This is a genomic window from Xiashengella succiniciproducens, assembly GCF_023674465.1.
Lineage (GTDB): Bacteria > Bacteroidota > Bacteroidia > Bacteroidales > Marinilabiliaceae > Geofilum > Geofilum succiniciproducens.
Genome location: NZ_CP098400.1, coordinates 1,527,306 through 1,542,709, shown reverse-complemented (window position 1 = coordinate 1,542,709; position 15,404 = coordinate 1,527,306). Strand labels below are relative to the sequence as shown.

At 42.9% G+C, this 15,404-nt stretch carries 12 protein-coding genes; 5 read left to right on the top strand and 7 right to left on the bottom strand.

Annotated features, from left to right (window positions below; all coding sequences use genetic code 11):
- The first annotated feature begins 1 nt into the window (after position 1).
- Both M9189_RS06500 and M9189_RS06495 read left to right on the top strand, forming a co-directional pair.
- On the top strand, positions 2-1,906 hold the full coding sequence (locus M9189_RS06500; protein WP_250725529.1) for an AMP-dependent synthetase/ligase: 1,905 nt from the start codon (positions 2-4) through the stop codon (positions 1,904-1,906).
- A 175-nt stretch (positions 1,907-2,081) separates the two neighbouring features.
- Complete coding sequence (locus M9189_RS06495; protein WP_250725528.1) at positions 2,082-2,921, top strand: hypothetical protein; 840 nt, start codon at positions 2,082-2,084, stop codon at positions 2,919-2,921.
- A 92-nt stretch (positions 2,922-3,013) separates the two neighbouring features.
- Here M9189_RS06495 and uvrB read toward each other — a convergent pair whose 3' ends face one another.
- Complete coding sequence (gene uvrB / locus M9189_RS06490; protein WP_250725527.1) at positions 3,014-5,038, bottom strand: excinuclease ABC subunit UvrB; 2,025 nt, start codon at positions 5,036-5,038, stop codon at positions 3,014-3,016.
- Positions 5,028-5,840 (bottom strand): diaminopimelate epimerase, encoded by an 813-nt coding sequence (dapF, locus tag M9189_RS06485; RefSeq protein WP_250725526.1) that lies wholly within the window; start codon positions 5,838-5,840, stop codon positions 5,028-5,030. Before dapF ends, uvrB begins: the two co-directional genes overlap by 11 nt.
- Positions 5,841-6,027: 187 nt before the next feature.
- Here dapF and M9189_RS06480 point away from each other — a divergent pair, with 187 nt between their 5' ends.
- Positions 6,028-7,491, top strand: a complete 1,464-nt coding sequence (locus M9189_RS06480) for a Do family serine endopeptidase (RefSeq protein WP_250725524.1) — start codon at positions 6,028-6,030, stop codon at positions 7,489-7,491.
- 100 nt (positions 7,492-7,591) lie between these two features.
- On the top strand, positions 7,592-8,452 hold the full coding sequence (locus tag M9189_RS06475; RefSeq protein WP_250725522.1) for a sigma-70 family RNA polymerase sigma factor: 861 nt from the start codon (positions 7,592-7,594) through the stop codon (positions 8,450-8,452).
- A 148-nt stretch (positions 8,453-8,600) separates the two neighbouring features.
- Here the strand turns inward: M9189_RS06475 and M9189_RS06470 are convergent, their stop codons facing one another.
- Together M9189_RS06470 and gyrB are read right to left on the bottom strand one after the other, a co-directional pair.
- Positions 8,601-9,692 (bottom strand): glycosyltransferase, encoded by a 1,092-nt coding sequence (locus M9189_RS06470; protein WP_250725520.1) that lies wholly within the window; start codon positions 9,690-9,692, stop codon positions 8,601-8,603.
- Positions 9,693-9,758: 66 nt separating this feature from the next.
- Complete coding sequence (gyrB, locus tag M9189_RS06465) at positions 9,759-11,726, bottom strand: DNA topoisomerase (ATP-hydrolyzing) subunit B (RefSeq protein WP_250725518.1); 1,968 nt, start codon at positions 11,724-11,726, stop codon at positions 9,759-9,761.
- A 283-nt stretch (positions 11,727-12,009) separates the two neighbouring features.
- Between gyrB and M9189_RS06460 the strand changes: the two genes are divergently transcribed.
- Positions 12,010-12,537 carry a UpxY family transcription antiterminator gene (locus tag M9189_RS06460; RefSeq protein ID WP_250725516.1) on the top strand — a complete coding sequence of 176 codons (528 nt, stop codon included), beginning with the start codon at positions 12,010-12,012 and terminating at the stop codon, positions 12,535-12,537.
- 78 nt (positions 12,538-12,615) lie between these two features.
- On the opposite strand, the gene gdhA is transcribed toward M9189_RS06460, so the two are convergent.
- The 3 genes from gdhA to M9189_RS06445 all read right to left on the bottom strand — a co-directional run bounded on the left by gdhA (position 12,616) and on the right by M9189_RS06445 (position 15,388).
- Entirely contained in the window at positions 12,616-13,971 is a 1,356-nt protein-coding gene (gene gdhA, locus M9189_RS06455) for an NADP-specific glutamate dehydrogenase (RefSeq protein ID WP_250725514.1), read from the bottom strand.
- 207 nt (positions 13,972-14,178) lie between these two features.
- Complete coding sequence (locus M9189_RS06450; protein WP_250725512.1) at positions 14,179-14,949, bottom strand: GIN domain-containing protein; 771 nt, start codon at positions 14,947-14,949, stop codon at positions 14,179-14,181.
- 115 nt (positions 14,950-15,064) lie between these two features.
- Positions 15,065-15,388 carry a DUF6588 family protein gene (locus M9189_RS06445; protein ID WP_250725511.1) on the bottom strand — a complete coding sequence of 108 codons (324 nt, stop codon included), beginning with the start codon at positions 15,386-15,388 and terminating at the stop codon, positions 15,065-15,067.
- Positions 15,389-15,404: the final 16 nt, after the last annotated feature.

Below are 15,404 nucleotides of genomic sequence, written 5' to 3'. Positions count from 1 at the left end.
GATGCTTAGCATAATTGATTATTTTGAGGAGAAGGTCGGGTTATTTCCTGACAATCCACTGGTTTGGGAGAAGACTAACGGTCAGTTTGAACCAACAAGCTATAAAGAAATCCATGACCTTGTCAGGAAATATGCTGCAGGTTTTATGGCACTTGGATTACAAAAGGGAGACCGTGTCTCCCTTCTTTCTGAGGGACGGCGAGATTGGCTAATTTGTGAACTTGCAATACTGTATGCAGGTGGTGTCAATGTGCCCCTTTCAGTGAAACTGGAAGAGGCCAATGACCTTGTCTTCAGAATTAATCACTCCGAAAGCCGCTTTGTTGTAGTTTCAGGCTTTCAGGTAGCAAAGATCAGAGCTATAAAGGATAAGACTCCGGCACTCGAAAGTGTAATTGTCTTTGATGAGTTTGAAGGCATCGAAGAGAGGGAACTGAGCTGGGCTGAGCTTCTTACAAAGGGAGTGGAATTCCTGGATAAGGATTCTCAATTACTGGACTCACGTAGAGCTGAGGTCAAACCAAATGATCTAGCAAACATTTCCTATACATCAGGAACTACAGCAGATCCCAAAGGTATTATGCTGTCACATCGCAATTATACCGCAAATGTCGAACAGGCCTTTAGCTTTATAGATATTCCATCTCACTTCCGTACGCTCGTAGTTCTTCCCTGGGATCATGCATTCGCTCATACTGCAGCTTTGTATGCTTTTATGTACAGGGGTGCTTCAATAGCTGCTGTAAAGGCAGGAAGAACCAGCAACGAAACACTTAAGAACTTCGCAGCAAATATCCATGAGATTAAACCTCATGTACTGATGAGTGTACCTGCACTTGCAAAGAATTTCAGAAAGAACATTGAGAAGGGCGTACAATCAAAAGGTAAGTTTGCCTGGTTATTGTTCAGGGCTGCGCTTGCTCATGCATACTGGTACAATGGTACAGGTGACAATAAGGGCAAAGGTCTGAAAAGACTAACCAAACCTCTGGGTGTGTTGTTCGACAAGATACTTTTCTCAAGTGTTCGTGAGGGACTTGGAGGAGAGCTGAAATTCTTTATAGGAGGTGGAGCTTTGTTGGATATCGAACTTCAAAGATTCTTTTATGCGCTGGGTATACCAATGTATCAGGGCTATGGGTTGAGTGAAGCTGCTCCTATTATTTCTGCAAATACTCCTGATCACCATAAGATGGGATCATCAGGACGGGTCGTTCGTAATCTTGAAATCAAGATTTGTGATGAAAACGGAAAGGAACTGCCCCTCGGTGTTTCAGGAGAGATCGTAGTGCGTGGAGAAAATGTAATGCTGGGCTATTGGAAGAACCCGGCAGCCTCTGTTGATGCTCTGAAGGACGGATGGTTGTATACCGGAGACATGGGCTATCTTGACAAAGAAGGTTATTTATACGTTCTTGGTCGTTATAAAAGTCTGCTTATATCCCATGACGGTGAAAAATACAGTCCTGAAGGTATTGAGGAAGCAATAGTGGATCACTGCAAATCAATTGATCAGGTAGTACTTTACAACAATCAGTGTGCCTATACAACAGCCATACTGGTGCCAAATAAAGACGCTGTCAGGACTTTGTTAAAACATGCAGGTTCAAAGACAGATGCAGAGAAGAAGAAAATTATTCTTGATCAAATACAAAAAGAACTGGCGGAATTCAAAAAAGGTGGTAAATTGCAGGATATGTTTCCCCAGCGTTGGTTACCAACGGTTTGGTTTATCGCACCGGAACCTTTCAGTGAGGCCAACAGGATGCTAAACAGTACTATGAAAATTGTAAGGCGGGCAGTGGAAGAGAAATATTCCGGAGAGATAGAAATAATGTATAAGCCGGGGGGCAGGGAGGCTATATATGAGGTAAACCTTGGTAATTTGGTGGAATACCTGAATTAAGATTCAGGGAACTGAGGCAGGAGTTGGTCATGCGATTCTTGTCGTTTATAAAAAAAGGAAACAAAATGCTGTAATTTTCGTTCTAAGAATTGTTTGAATCTTTGTAGTTATCAAAGTTTTCACCAAATTTACAGCGAAATTTGAGTATCTGACCGAAACAATGGCCTTTATATAGATGTACAGATATAGCAAAAACATCACACTCCTGCTCATTGTGGCCTTACTGTCACAACCAGTATTTAGCCAGCTACGTAGGGGCTACTCGAGAAATCCTTTCGACCTCGCTGCAGGTTTGACAATTACTCCCAAAGCAGGAGTAAATCTGTTTTTTGGTGACCTGGTAGATGAGTCGAGGACCAGTTATACAGTAGGTCTTACTGTAGAAAGGGAAATGACAAGGTCAGTAGGTATGAGAGCCTCTTTACTTGGAGGAAAAATGAAAGGAGATCAGGTTTATCCTATCACAAATACAACTTACGCATCATTCAAGAATTTCTATGCGGAGCTTGGTTTTGGAGCCACATATTTTCCATTAAACCACTTGATGGGCTATTTTAGGGAAAGAACCTTCCAACCATATGGACTCGCTCAATTTGGTGTTATTTACTTTAGTGCTACTGAAACCTGGGGACCTGCAAGTGCAGGGACACAAGGAGCCGTTCCAGGTGAAGTATGGCGTGAACCTAGTGGAGTAACTCCTTTTGTGGGTGCAGGTGCTGGTGTATCATTATGGCTTAGCCCAATGTTAAGTGCTAATCTTGAGTTTACCGGAAACCTTCCCTTCAGTGACCAACTTGACGGACACGATGTCTGGTACGACAGCTGGGAACCGAGGGGTATTGAACATACTACAGACCCATTTGACTTTTACTATACAGTTACTATGGGTGTAAAGATTAACATCGCCAATAGCTATTTTAGAAATGACTCCAGGTACAACCGTGCAAGCTATCAAAAGACAAGGAAGTTCCTGTTGCCTAAGAGCAGAAGCAGATCACCACAAAGAAGAAGATAGTTATAGGATAAATATTGAACAACAAAAGAGGCAGCTCCAGCGGACAGCCTCTTTTGTTTTATCTGCCTATGATCAACTGGATTCCCCAAACGCTATTTTTTCTCTTCTGCCTTCTTTTCTTTTAGCAGTTCCTGAAGTCTGAACATCTCATCCCTATAAAAGGCAGCAGCCATAAAGTCCAGTTCCTTAGCCGCAGCTTCCATATTCCTTTTAGCCTTGTCAATTGCTTTCTCAAGCGCCTTTGGACTCATCAGAGCTACTACAGGATCGGCTGCTACATCAACAGACTCAGGTTCAACATAAGCAGAGGGTGCAGCTGCAGTCTGTCCAGGTATTACAGCACCCCTCTTCTTTACAATTGGAGTAGGTGTGATACCATGCTGCTTGTTGTAGTTTAGCTGCTTTTCTCTTCTGTAATTGGTTGCATCAATTGTTTCCTGCATAGATCCAGTAATAGTATCGGCATACATAATAACAAGACCATTAATATTACGTGCAGCCCGACCAGCAGTCTGTGTAAGTGATCTTGCAGAACGAAGGAAGCCTTCCTTGTCGGCATCAAGAATTGCAACCAGGGAAACTTCCGGAAGGTCAAGTCCCTCACGCAACAGGTTGACACCAACAAGAACATCAATCATTCCCTCACGTAGTGCTTCCATAATCTTGACACGTTCCAGAGTCTCCACGTCCGAGTGTATGTACTGGCACCTCACTCCCATCCTTGTCAGGTAGTCTGTCAACTCCTCTGCCATACGCTTAGTAAGGGTGGTAACCAAAACCCTCTCGTCCCTCGCACATCTCTGCCTTATCTCCTCCATCAGGTCGTCTATCTGGTTCAGACTTGGACGAACCTCTATCCTTGGATCCGGCAGACCAGTAGGACGAATCAGCTGTTCTACTATTATACCCTCACTCTTTTCTATCTCGTACTCAGCCGGAGTTGCACTAACGTATATAACCCTCTGGGCAAGTTCTTCAAACTCTTCAAACCTCAGTGGCCTGTTGTCCAATGCCGCCGGAAGTCTGAAACCGTAATCCACCAGATTCCTTTTGCGACTGTAGTCGCCACCATACATAGCCCTGATCTGAGGGATTGTAACGTGGCTCTCATCGATTATTGTAATAAAGTCATCCGGGAAGAAATCAATAAGGCAGAATGGCCTAGTTCCGGGAGCCCTGCCATCAAAGTAGCGGCTGTAGTTTTCTATACCCGAACAATAACCAAGTTCCTTAATCATCTCCATATCATAGTTGACCCTCTCCTCCAGTCTCTTGGCCTCCAGCTTCTTACCATCCCTTTTAAGTTCTTCAACCCTGGCAACAAGGTCATCCTGCATCATCCTCATTGCCTGATTAATACGCTCTTTACTTGTAACAAAGATATTTGCAGGATAGATAAGTAGCTCATCATGAATGCCAAGACGCAGGTTGTTTACTGGATCAAAAGTCTCTATCGACTCAATCTCATCACCCCAGAAACTAATACGACAGGCATGGTCAGCATAGGCAAGATTGATATCAACCGTATCACCCTTAACCCTGAAATGGCCGCGGTCAAACTCAGTCTCATTACGTGAATAAAGCCCATCAACCAGTTTTCTAAGAAACTGGTTCCTGCTGATCTTATCTCCCCTTTTTACAGAGATTACATTTGCATGAAAATCATCAGGATTTCCAATACCGTAAAGGCAGGAAACTGAAGAAACGACTATCACATCCTTCCTCCCTGACATCAGGGAGGAGGTAGCACTCAGTCGTAATTTCTCAATCTCATCATTTATCGAAAGGTCCTTTTCAATATAGGTATCTGTCACTGGCAGGTAGGCCTCGGGTTGATAATAATCGTAATAGGATACGAAGTACTCAACAAGGTTTTCAGGAAAGAACTGCTTAAACTCACTATACAACTGGGCTGCCAGGGTCTTGTTGTGGCTTAGTACCAGTGCCGGTTTGTTTAGCTGCGAAAGTACATTTGCAATAGTAAAGGTCTTTCCAGAACCAGTAACCCCAAGTAGGGTCTGTTGATTAAGTCCTGATCTGAACCCCTCAACCAGTTGTCGTATTGCATCCGGCTGATCCCCTGTGGGCTTAAAATCCGATACCAATCTATATTCCATCCTGTTGCTTCAAGAAATTATCCAATGTACCCTCAAAAACAAACTTTGCAGGACCATCAAGCCTGATGTCGGTGAATAAACCTCTTCCGGCAGGAGTAAAACTAACCTTCAGCTTACCACCCTTCACATCAGCATCCCAAATCAGAGGTCCACCAAAACGGTAGTAGGACGTCAGAACGGAAGCTACAGTACCAGTACCGCACGACCAGGTCTCGTCCTCTACACCTCTTTCATAAGTACGCAAGGAAATATGTCCTGCCTTGTTGTACCTAACGAAATTTATATTGGCACCACCGTCACCAAACATATTGCTGTATCTAAGCTTACTCCCTTCTTTATATACATCAGTTCCCTGAAGATCATCAACGTACCTGACAAAATGCGGGGACCCTGTATCAAGGTAGAAACCACCATCAAGTTCCTCAATACCCTTAACATCTACCATCTTCAGGCTTATAATATCACCCATGCAAACAGCATGGTGAAGACCATCAATAGCTTCAAACTCTACAAGTTCTCCATCTTTCACAAGTCCAAGTTGACGGGCAAAGGCAACGAGGCAGCGGCCTCCGTTGCCACACATAGTGCTCTCCCTTCCGTCACTGTTGTAATAACGCATTGCAAATGCACCTTTATCAGAAGACTCAAGCAACATAAAACCATCTGCACCCACACCAAACCTCCTGTGGCAGATATGCATGACAAAGTCATTATTGTCAGAATCAAAGACCCTGTTTCGGTTGTCAACTATTACAAAGTCATTTCCTGTTCCGTGGTACTTGCTGAATCTGATTGAACTCATAGAAAGTAGGTTGTTGGTATATTGGTGCAAAATACAAAGATAATAAAGAATGTTCCTTCTAAAGGAGATTAACAATACTGCTTTTGTTTTGTTATAATTCTAATATACCACCAGTTAAAATCTGTTAATTAAGACCTCAGGGCACGCGATTTGAGGCTCTTTTGTAAAACCATAAAACTTGAGAGACATGAATACCAAACAACTGCTTACAACCTTTACTATTGCCATTGTCAGTGCATTTCTTGGAGTTTTAGCTTACTCCATGTTTTTCGGGTCAGAAAAGGAACAAGTAGAAGTACCGGTATATGTCAGTCCATCTGCCCGTTTTGCTTCATTACCGGACGCTCCACAGGGAAACTATCCGGATTTGACCTATGCGGCCGAGAAGTCTATTCATGCTGTTGTTCACGTTACTACAAAAGGAACCACAACAGTGCCAGGTATGAGTTTTCAGGATCCCTTCCTGGAATTCTTTTTCGGTCCAAGAGGATCATTTGGTGAACCTCAGCAGCGTCCAGTTATGGGAGCCGGTTCGGGTGTTATCTTATCCAGTGATGGTTTTATAGTCACTAATAATCATGTAATTGAAGATGCGTCTGATATTCAGGTAACCCTAAATGACAAGCGTAGTTTTAAGGCTGTCAAGGTAGGATCCGACCCGAGTACTGATATAGCCCTGCTCAAGATAGATGCAGCTGATCTGCCCTACCTTAAGTTTGGCAGTTCTGACAACCTGAAAGTTGGAGAATGGGTCCTTGCAGTGGGTAATCCATTCAACCTTACTTCTACTGTAACTGCCGGTATCTTAAGTGCTAAGTCAAGACAGATCCAGATACTGGGGCAATTGAGCATAGAATCCTTCCTGCAGACAGATGCTGCTGTAAACCCTGGTAACAGTGGTGGAGCTCTAGTAAACACAAATGGTGAACTGGTTGGAATCAACACTGCCATTGCCTCAAGAACCGGTTCATTTACAGGCTACAGCTTCGCAGTACCTTCAAGCATTGTTGAGAAGGTGGTAAAAGACCTTATGGAATATGGTGAAGTTCAGAGAGGTGTAATCGGCATCACCTTAGGTGAAATGACAAGTGAGCGTGCCGCTGAACTAAAGATGGAAAAAGTAAGAGGAGTTTACATCAACGGAGTAATACCCGGATCAGGTGCTGAGGCTGCAGGAATAAAGGATGGAGATGTTATTATCACTGTCAACGGTGAGGAAGTCAACAGCATACCAGAACTCCAGGAAAAAGTCAGCAGGTTCCGACCAGGTGATAATATTCAGGTTGAAGTAATTCGTGACGGAAAAAGAAAACCTTTTACTGTCAAATTACGTAATATTCACGGTAATACTGAGTTGGTCAAGACCACAAGTAAGTTATCCAAACTTGGAGCTACATTTGAACGCGTCTCTGATGCAGAAAAGAATAAGTTGAGAATCCGCAATGGTATCAAAGTCGTTAAACTAACATCAGGAAAATTCAAGGAAGCCGGAATCAAGGAAGGGTATATAATTACTCAGGCCAATCGTGTGCCGATAAACAGCGAGGAAGATCTTAAAAAAGTAATTGAGGTACTAAATGACGGATTGTTCCTCACAGGTATCTATCCAAACGGACAGGTGTCATACTATGCGATAAACATTCAGGAATGACATTAAGCCGAAAGGAATAGAATTATCAGCACAAGTGTCCAGTTTAGATATTGCTTTACTTAATTATTTATAGTACTTTTGCGGCGAATTTGGAGGGAATATGAGACAATTAAAAATAACAAAATCAATAACAAACCGCGAAAGCGCGTCACTGGATAAGTATCTTCAAGAGATTGGTCGTGAGGAACTTATATCTGTTGAGGAGGAAGTTGAGTTAGCGCAGCGGATAAAAAAAGGCGATCAGGCAGCTCTTGAGAAGCTGACCAGAGCCAATCTGCGTTTCGTGGTTTCTGTTGCAAAGCAATATCAAAACCAGGGACTTAGCTTACCTGACTTGATTAACGAGGGCAACCTCGGTTTGATCAAGGCTGCTGAGAAGTTTGATGAAACCAGAGGTTTTAAGTTTATTTCCTATGCTGTATGGTGGATTCGTCAGTCCATCCTTCAGGCATTGGCCGAACAATCACGTATCGTACGCCTTCCACTTAATCAGGTAGGTTCACTTAACAAGATTAACAAGGCCTACTCTAAATTTGAACAGGAGCACGAGCGTAAACCTTCACCGGAAGAGTTGGCAGAGGAACTTGACCTGCCAGCTGAAAAGGTGGCAGACACCATGCGTGTTGCTGGTCGTCATATTTCAGTAGACGCACCTTTTGTTGAAGGTGAGGACAACAGCTTGCTGGATGTACTTATCAACAGCGATTCACCAAACGCTGACCGTTCACTGATTAACGAATCTCTTTCAAGGGAAATTGAGAGAGCTCTTGCCACTCTTACTGAAAGGGAAAGCGATATCATCAGGTATTTCTTCGGTATCGGATGTCAGGAAATGACTCTGGAAGAGATAGGTGAACGCTTCGGTTTGACTCGTGAAAGGGTTAGACAGATTAAAGAAAAGGCGATAAGACGCCTGAGACATACATCAAGAAGTAAACTCTTGAAATCCTATTTAGGATAAAAGCTAAAAAGAGGCCTCCGGGCCTCTTTTTTTTATATATTTATTTCATACACTGTACTCATTTCAAATCAGTTTTGTCAAGAATCTTATATTTCCTATTCAAATTCCACTTCAATACGCTTCTCACACAGGAATATAGATTGCCTGCTCAAATCAGCTTTTTAAATACCTCAGCTTCCTTCTCCCAGTTTAATTGCTCAGCAGCAGCCGGAAGTGTTGATTTCCACAGCTTTCTCAGCTCTCGGTTCTCACAGGCTTCTCTTATCGCTGCAGCCAGTGTTTCTGGCTGCAGGTCATCCACAAGCAGACCTATCTTGTACTTCTCAACTATCTTGGAAATATCCGGAAAGGCACTTGCAACAACAGGCAACCCCAAGGCCGGATAGTCAAAGAGCCTGTTTGGCAATGCATAATAATGATTCAAAGCCTCTTTGGTCATCAGGCACAGCCCCACATGTGCTTTGCGGGCTTCATCTGCCAGAGCCTCAAAAGGTAACATCCCAGTAAAGGTGATTCTGTCCTCAAAACCCAGTCTCCTCGCCTCTTCACGGATAGTTTCTTCATGGCTGCCTCTTCCGGCTATTATCATTCTGTAGCCCGGCAGGAACTTAAGTGACCTTATGGCTTCCTCAAGTCCACGACCCACGTTCATGGCACCCTGGTAATAGATCACCGGACCATCTCCAAGCTCCCTGATGGACATTGGAGCTATCGGTCTGAGAGGCATATTCCTTACTAGGACGGCATCCACACCGTATCTATCACGGTATGCATCTGCTATACTGCCGGAAACTGTAATTACAACATCAACCTTTGTGATCAGGTGGTCCTGTAAGTAGGTCCATGCCCGCTTTACAATGGGACGATCCTGCAATTCAGGAAGTTCGGTAAAATACTCATGACTGTCGTAGATAAGTTTCTTCCCCCTCATCCTGGCAGCCAAATAAGCAGCTGGAAGTGTATCCAGGTCCACGGCCCAGATTACATCAACCTTTACAAACAACAGATAAAAGAACAGTCTGACATTGAGTTCGCTGTAAAAGCCTAAATTCCTGTTGAAAAAAAGCCTGAACCTCCTCACCTTCCCTGCCCTTCCTGGCGGAATACTGCCACCGGGCCATCTACGGCCAAGCAAGAGTACCTCGCATCCGCAAGCCTCGAGGCTTGCGGCAGTCTTTGCCAGACGGTTGTCGGTCACAAGATTATTCGATACTGTAATTACTATTCTCTTTGAATCCATACTAAGAAAAAAGCCTTCCCGGCAGATACCGGAAAGGCTTCAAATATATCAAATTACTAACAGTTCCTAGACATCAATTTTCGCATAGGTAGCATTCTGTTCGATAAACTCCCTTCTGAGTGGAACATCATCACCCATCAACATACTGAATACGCGATCTGCCTCTGCAGCACTCTCAATGGTTACCTGTCGCAGTGTTCGCCTGTTCGGATCCATTGTAGTTGCCCATAGCTGTTCAGCGTTCATCTCACCCAAACCTTTGTATCGCTGGATGGTTACTGAATCTTCCTTGCCGTTGCCATACTTGTCTGTGAATGCCTGTCTTTGTTGTTCATTCCAGCAATACTCTTCCACCTTACCCTTTTTCATAAGATAGAGAGGCGGATTAGCAATGTACAAGTGGCCGTTCTTAATGATATCCTTCATGTAGCGGAAGAAGAAGGTCATCATAAGAGTATTGATGTGGCGACCGTCCACGTCGGCATCCGTCATGATTATGATCTTGTGATACCTCAGTTTTGAAAGATTCAGAGCCTTACTATCTTCTTCTGTACCTATCGAAACACCAAGCGCGGTGAATATATTCCTGATCTCCTCGCTATCAAAGACCTTGTGAACCAAGGCTTTTTCAACATTCAGGATTTTACCCCTCAGTGGCATAACAGCCTGAAAACGCCTGTCACGACCTTGCTTTGCAGTACCACCTGCAGAGTCTCCCTCAACAAAGAAAATTTCACATTGGGCAGGATCTTTTTCAGAACAGTCAGCTAGTTTACCGGGCAAACCACCTCCTGTAAGTACTGTCTTACGTTGAACCAGTTCCCTGGCCTTACGAGCTGCATGACGGGCAGTGGCAGCAAGAATAACCTTGTTAACGATCGACTTGGCATCCTTTGGATTCTCCTCAAGGTAGTACTCCAGCATGGTGCTTACAGCCTGGTCAACGGCACTAACAACTTCGTTATTACCCAGTTTGGTCTTGGTCTGGCCTTCAAACTGAGGCTCCTGAACCTTAACGGATATAACTGCGGTAAGGCCTTCACGGAAGTCGTCCCCATTGATGTCAAACTTAAGCTTGGACAACAAACCGGTTTTTTCAGCATAAGACTTAAGGGTTCTGGTTAGCCCCCTTCTGAAGCCGGTAAGGTGAGTACCACCCTCTATAGTGTTGATATTGTTGACATATGAATATACATTCTCGTTAAACGAGGTGTTGTACATAATGGCAACCTCAACGGGAATATCATTTTTCTCAGTATTGATGTAGATAATATTGTCTACAAGCGGCTCACGGTTTGAATCAATAAACTTGACAAATTCCTTTAGCCCCTCTTCAGAATGGAAGATCTCAGTCTGATAGCTCCCATCCTCATTTAGGTGCCGTCTGTCGGTCAGGATTATTGTAATGCCCTTATTAAGGAAGGCGAGCTCACGCATCCTTGTAGCCAGGATAGAGTACTTGTACTCAGTGGTTATAAAAATTGAAGCATCAGGCTTAAACTTTACAAAAGTTCCTGCCTTGTCGGACGCTCCAGCCTCAGTAACCTGAGTTATCGGTTTACCACAGGAGTATTCCTGTCTGTAGGTCTTTCCATCGCGATATACTTCAACCAGCAAATGAGCTGAAAGTGCATTCACGCACGAAACACCTACCCCGTGAAGACCTCCGGATACCTTGTAACTGTCCTTATCAAACTTTCCACCGGCATGTAACACGGTCATAACGACTTCAAGAGCGGATTTACCCTCTTTCTCATGAATGTCTACCGGAATACCGCGACCATTATCCAGTACGCTTATTGAATTGTCTTCGTAGATAGTAACATTTATAGTGTCACAATGTCCTGCAAGGGCTTCGTCAATTGAGTTATCCACCACTTCGTAAACAAGGTGATGCAAACCTTTTTCACTAACATCACCAATATACATGGCGGGACGTTTCCTTACAGCTTCAAGACCCTCTAATACCTGAATACTATTGGCTCTGTAATCGCCATTATTCATATTAGGGGTATTCATTTGATTCTCACTCATGGTATGAACTTCGTTTTTAGCACTTCCTATCAAAACATACAAATATAGCAAAAAGCAGGGGTTTAACCTGAATATTTCAGGTATTTTTATCAACAAAGCGGCAAATACAAAATATTAATTATCAATATGTTATATTTATCACAAAAACCCATTGTGAATAAGTGGGGAATAACTGATTAAAGTCCTTATTACATCTAAAATGATGGTTAATTTTAAGATTTGGAATCTCCCTTCATGACCAATATTTCTTATTTTTGAGAACCAACTAATAATATTCACGGGATTGAAAACAGATACTGAGGGCAATAAGTGGTATGCCTTATATACCAAGCCCAGAGCCGAAAAAAAAGTGCTGGAGCAGTTTAGGAATTTGGGTATTGAAGCTTATTTACCGCTAAAACGGGAACTCAGACGATGGAGTGACAGGAAAAGATGGATCGAGGTTCCCGTCATTAGTTCCTATATTTTTATCAGTATTCCTGAATCTGAATATCGTCGTGTTTTCGAGGTCAAAGGCATTGTTGGTTACGTTTGTCACAAGGGTGAGGCAGTTGTAATTCCGGATCACGAAATTGAGGCAATGCGCAAGACTGTGGAAAACAAGCTGGATTTCAGTATACAGGTTGGAAGGATCCAAAAAGGGCAGACTATTACTATCACCTCCGGCCCACTTAAAGGGGTTACGGGAGTTGTTACAAATATAAAGGGAACCCGGAAACTGTATCTGCATATTAGCCATATTGGCTATTCGCTTGTGGTTGATCTTCACAGCGATACTGTAAGTGAAGAAGCCCTCTCTGAGCAAAGGTAAATAGCTAAGGCAATAATAGAAACACCCCCAAAACTGCGGTTTTGAGGGTGTTCTTATTTAGCGTATTTGGAGGCTGAATTATACCAGACCTTGAGCCAGCATTGAGTTTGCTACTTTGATAAAACCGCTTATATTGGCTCCGTTTACATAGTTTACAAAACCATCTGCGTCTTTTCCATTCTTCACACAAGATGCATGAATATTCGTCATAATTGACTTCAGTTTGGCATCAACTTCCTCCTTGGTCCATTGCAGACGCATTGAGTTTTGTGACATTTCAAGTCCGGAAACTGCAACACCACCTGCATTGGCTGCCTTACCTGGACCATAAAGGATCTTGTTGTCAAGAAATACCTTGATTGCTTCAGGTGTAGAAGGCATATTTGCACCTTCTGCAACACAGAAACAGCCATTGCTTACCAGAGTTTGTGCATCATCACCGTTTAGCTCATTCTGTGTAGCACATGGTAATGCGATATCAGCTTTCACTTTCCATGGGCGTTCGTTTGGCCAATACTCAGCTGAAGGATATTTTTCTGCATATTCCTTGATCCTGCCACGGATTGCATTCTTCAAAACTTTTACATAATCTAGTTTTTCAGCAGTAATACCTTCACGATCATAGATTGTTCCGTTACTGTCTGACAGAGTTACGACCTTTGCTCCCATTTCCAGAGCTTTTTCTACTGCATATTGCGCAACATTTCCTGAACCACTGATTGCAACAGTTTTGCCCTTGAAACTTTCACCTCTGGTCTTAAGCATTTCTGACGCGAAATATACTGTTCCGTAACCTGTTGCTTCGGGACGAAGTGGACTTCCTCCGAAATCCAGTCCTTTACCTGTAAAGGTTCCGGTAAATTCATTTCTAAGACGTTTGTACTGACCAAACATATAAGCTACTTCACGACCACCTACACCAATATCACCAGCGGGAACGTCAGTATCCGGACCAATATGACGGTACAGCTCAGTCATAAAGGACTGACAGAACTTCATAACTTCATTGTCGGATTTTCCCTTGGGATTGAAGTCAGATCCACCTTTACCACCACCCATGGGCAGGGAGGTCAGACTGTTTTTCAATACCTGTTCGAAGGCTAAAAACTTCAGGATTCCAAGATTTACAGAAGCGTGGAATCGGATACCACCCTTGTATGGACCAATGGCACTGTTCATCTGTACACGGAAACCACGGTTGATTTGAAACTCACCTTTGTCATCCAACCAGGGTACACGAAACATTACAACCCTTTCAGGCTCAACCATACGTTCAAGAATCTTGTTCTTCATCAAAACCGGATTCTCTAATACAAAGGGAGCCAAACTTTCAACTACTTCTCTTACTGCCTGATGGAATTCAGGTTCGGAAGGATTCCTGGCAATAACACTTGCCATGAAGTCCTCCACATAGCGGGACTCATGATTCTTCATTCTTGTTGCCTTATAATAGTTTATAAATGTGGTGCGAAAACGAAGGTCAAAAATAAATAAATATTCTGATTTAACTTACAGAATATTTAATTTTTTGAGTTTTACATTACATTCTATTGCTAAAAACAGAGAATTGAAATCAAAACCTAATATAGTTTTGACAAAGGAATCCTCGATAATTGGAAAAGTAATACGGTTGTGGAAAGATCAGAAGCGAACAAGGTTGCCGCTACCCTTGATATCTATAAGATCTGGTTCGGCACCTGTGTAATACACAAGACCATTGTCATTTATCAGAACTGAAAAGCCGTCAAGACCTCTGCAGTAAATAAGTCCGGAACCAAAGAGGCTCACATTTATATTATTCGCATACAGATCATTTGCAGTAATAATTCCAGAGCCTTCCTGAATTATTCTGGCAATATCCGAATAACCAGTAATCGTTGAAGTACCTGAGCCGGCCTGCCTGAAACTAAGATCCCTGAATACTCCGTCTAATGCTACACTGCCCCCGCTATTGGACAATAGCTGCAATTGATCTATAAGGACATCCTGCAATTCTGATTTTGCACGTGAATAAATATTCAATTTGAGAGCTGGAGTTTCAAGTGAATCAATAAGAAGCTTCCCGTTTCCGTATATATTAACCTCTTCGAGTACCGGAGTGGTAACGATTATTTTGATAGGGAAGCGTGGAACCAGGTCGTAATTGGGAAGACGCTGAATAAAAAGTCGTCCATCAGTAACATCGGCATTTACATACCTTACAATATTACTCTCTGCCTGTATATAGACTTCCTGCTTGTCTGAGGATCTGATTTCAAGTTCAAAAGAGTCATATAAGTCAATGGAAGTAAATTGCCCAACCCTTTGCAAAATAGGGTCAGACGGCTGCCCATCCCCAATTATTTCAATATTGAGAATTCCCTCGCAGGCAACAAAAAAAGTAGAAACCAGAATCAGGAGTAACTTCCTCACCTAAGACTTATTTTAATAAGGCAAAGATATGTTATTACCAGATAATAAGCCAGAACGGGCCTGCAAATAAAAAGAGGCTATCTCCCGGGAGACAACCTCTTAGTTTTTTTACTGGTTAGCGGAAACTTATTCCCAACCCGGCTGATAACATTGAGTAATCACCAAAGGTATAGTCACCATATAAGGCCAAAAAGCCCAGTTGTAACTTTAACCCTGCATTGAAATCAAAGCCACCAAGCTTGTGGATAGATGCTGAATTATACCATCCACCGTTAAGTGACTTACCAAGCATCTCACCGTAAGGTCTGAGATACTCCTTGGTCATGATCCCAGCTGCATCCTTACCCATCTCAAGAAAATCAGTCACCTTCTTCTGTCCTACTGCAGATACTGACAAGGCCAGCAATACTAATAATGGCAGCTTTCTACTACTTTTCATTTGTTTAATATTAGGT

Coding starts and splice junctions, on each gene's coding strand:
- M9189_RS06480 (WP_250725524.1), top strand. CDS start 6,028: ATGAATACCAAACAACTGCTTACAACCTTTACTATTGCCATTGTCAGT.
- uvrB (WP_250725527.1), bottom strand. CDS start 5,038: ATGGAATATAGATTGGTATCGGATTTTAAGCCCACAGGGGATCAGCCG.
- M9189_RS06470 (WP_250725520.1), bottom strand. CDS start 9,692: ATGGATTCAAAGAGAATAGTAATTACAGTATCGAATAATCTTGTGACC.
- gyrB (WP_250725518.1), bottom strand. CDS start 11,726: ATGAGTGAGAATCAAATGAATACCCCTAATATGAATAATGGCGATTAC.
- M9189_RS06445 (WP_250725511.1), bottom strand. CDS start 15,388: ATGAAAAGTAGTAGAAAGCTGCCATTATTAGTATTGCTGGCCTTGTCA.
- dapF (WP_250725526.1), bottom strand. CDS start 5,840: ATGAGTTCAATCAGATTCAGCAAGTACCACGGAACAGGAAATGACTTT.
- M9189_RS06495 (WP_250725528.1), top strand. CDS start 2,082: ATGTACAGATATAGCAAAAACATCACACTCCTGCTCATTGTGGCCTTA.
- M9189_RS06475 (WP_250725522.1), top strand. CDS start 7,592: ATGAGACAATTAAAAATAACAAAATCAATAACAAACCGCGAAAGCGCG.
- gdhA (WP_250725514.1), bottom strand. CDS start 13,971: ATGAAGAATCATGAGTCCCGCTATGTGGAGGACTTCATGGCAAGTGTT.
- M9189_RS06500 (WP_250725529.1), top strand. CDS start 2: ATGCTTAGCATAATTGATTATTTTGAGGAGAAGGTCGGGTTATTTCCT.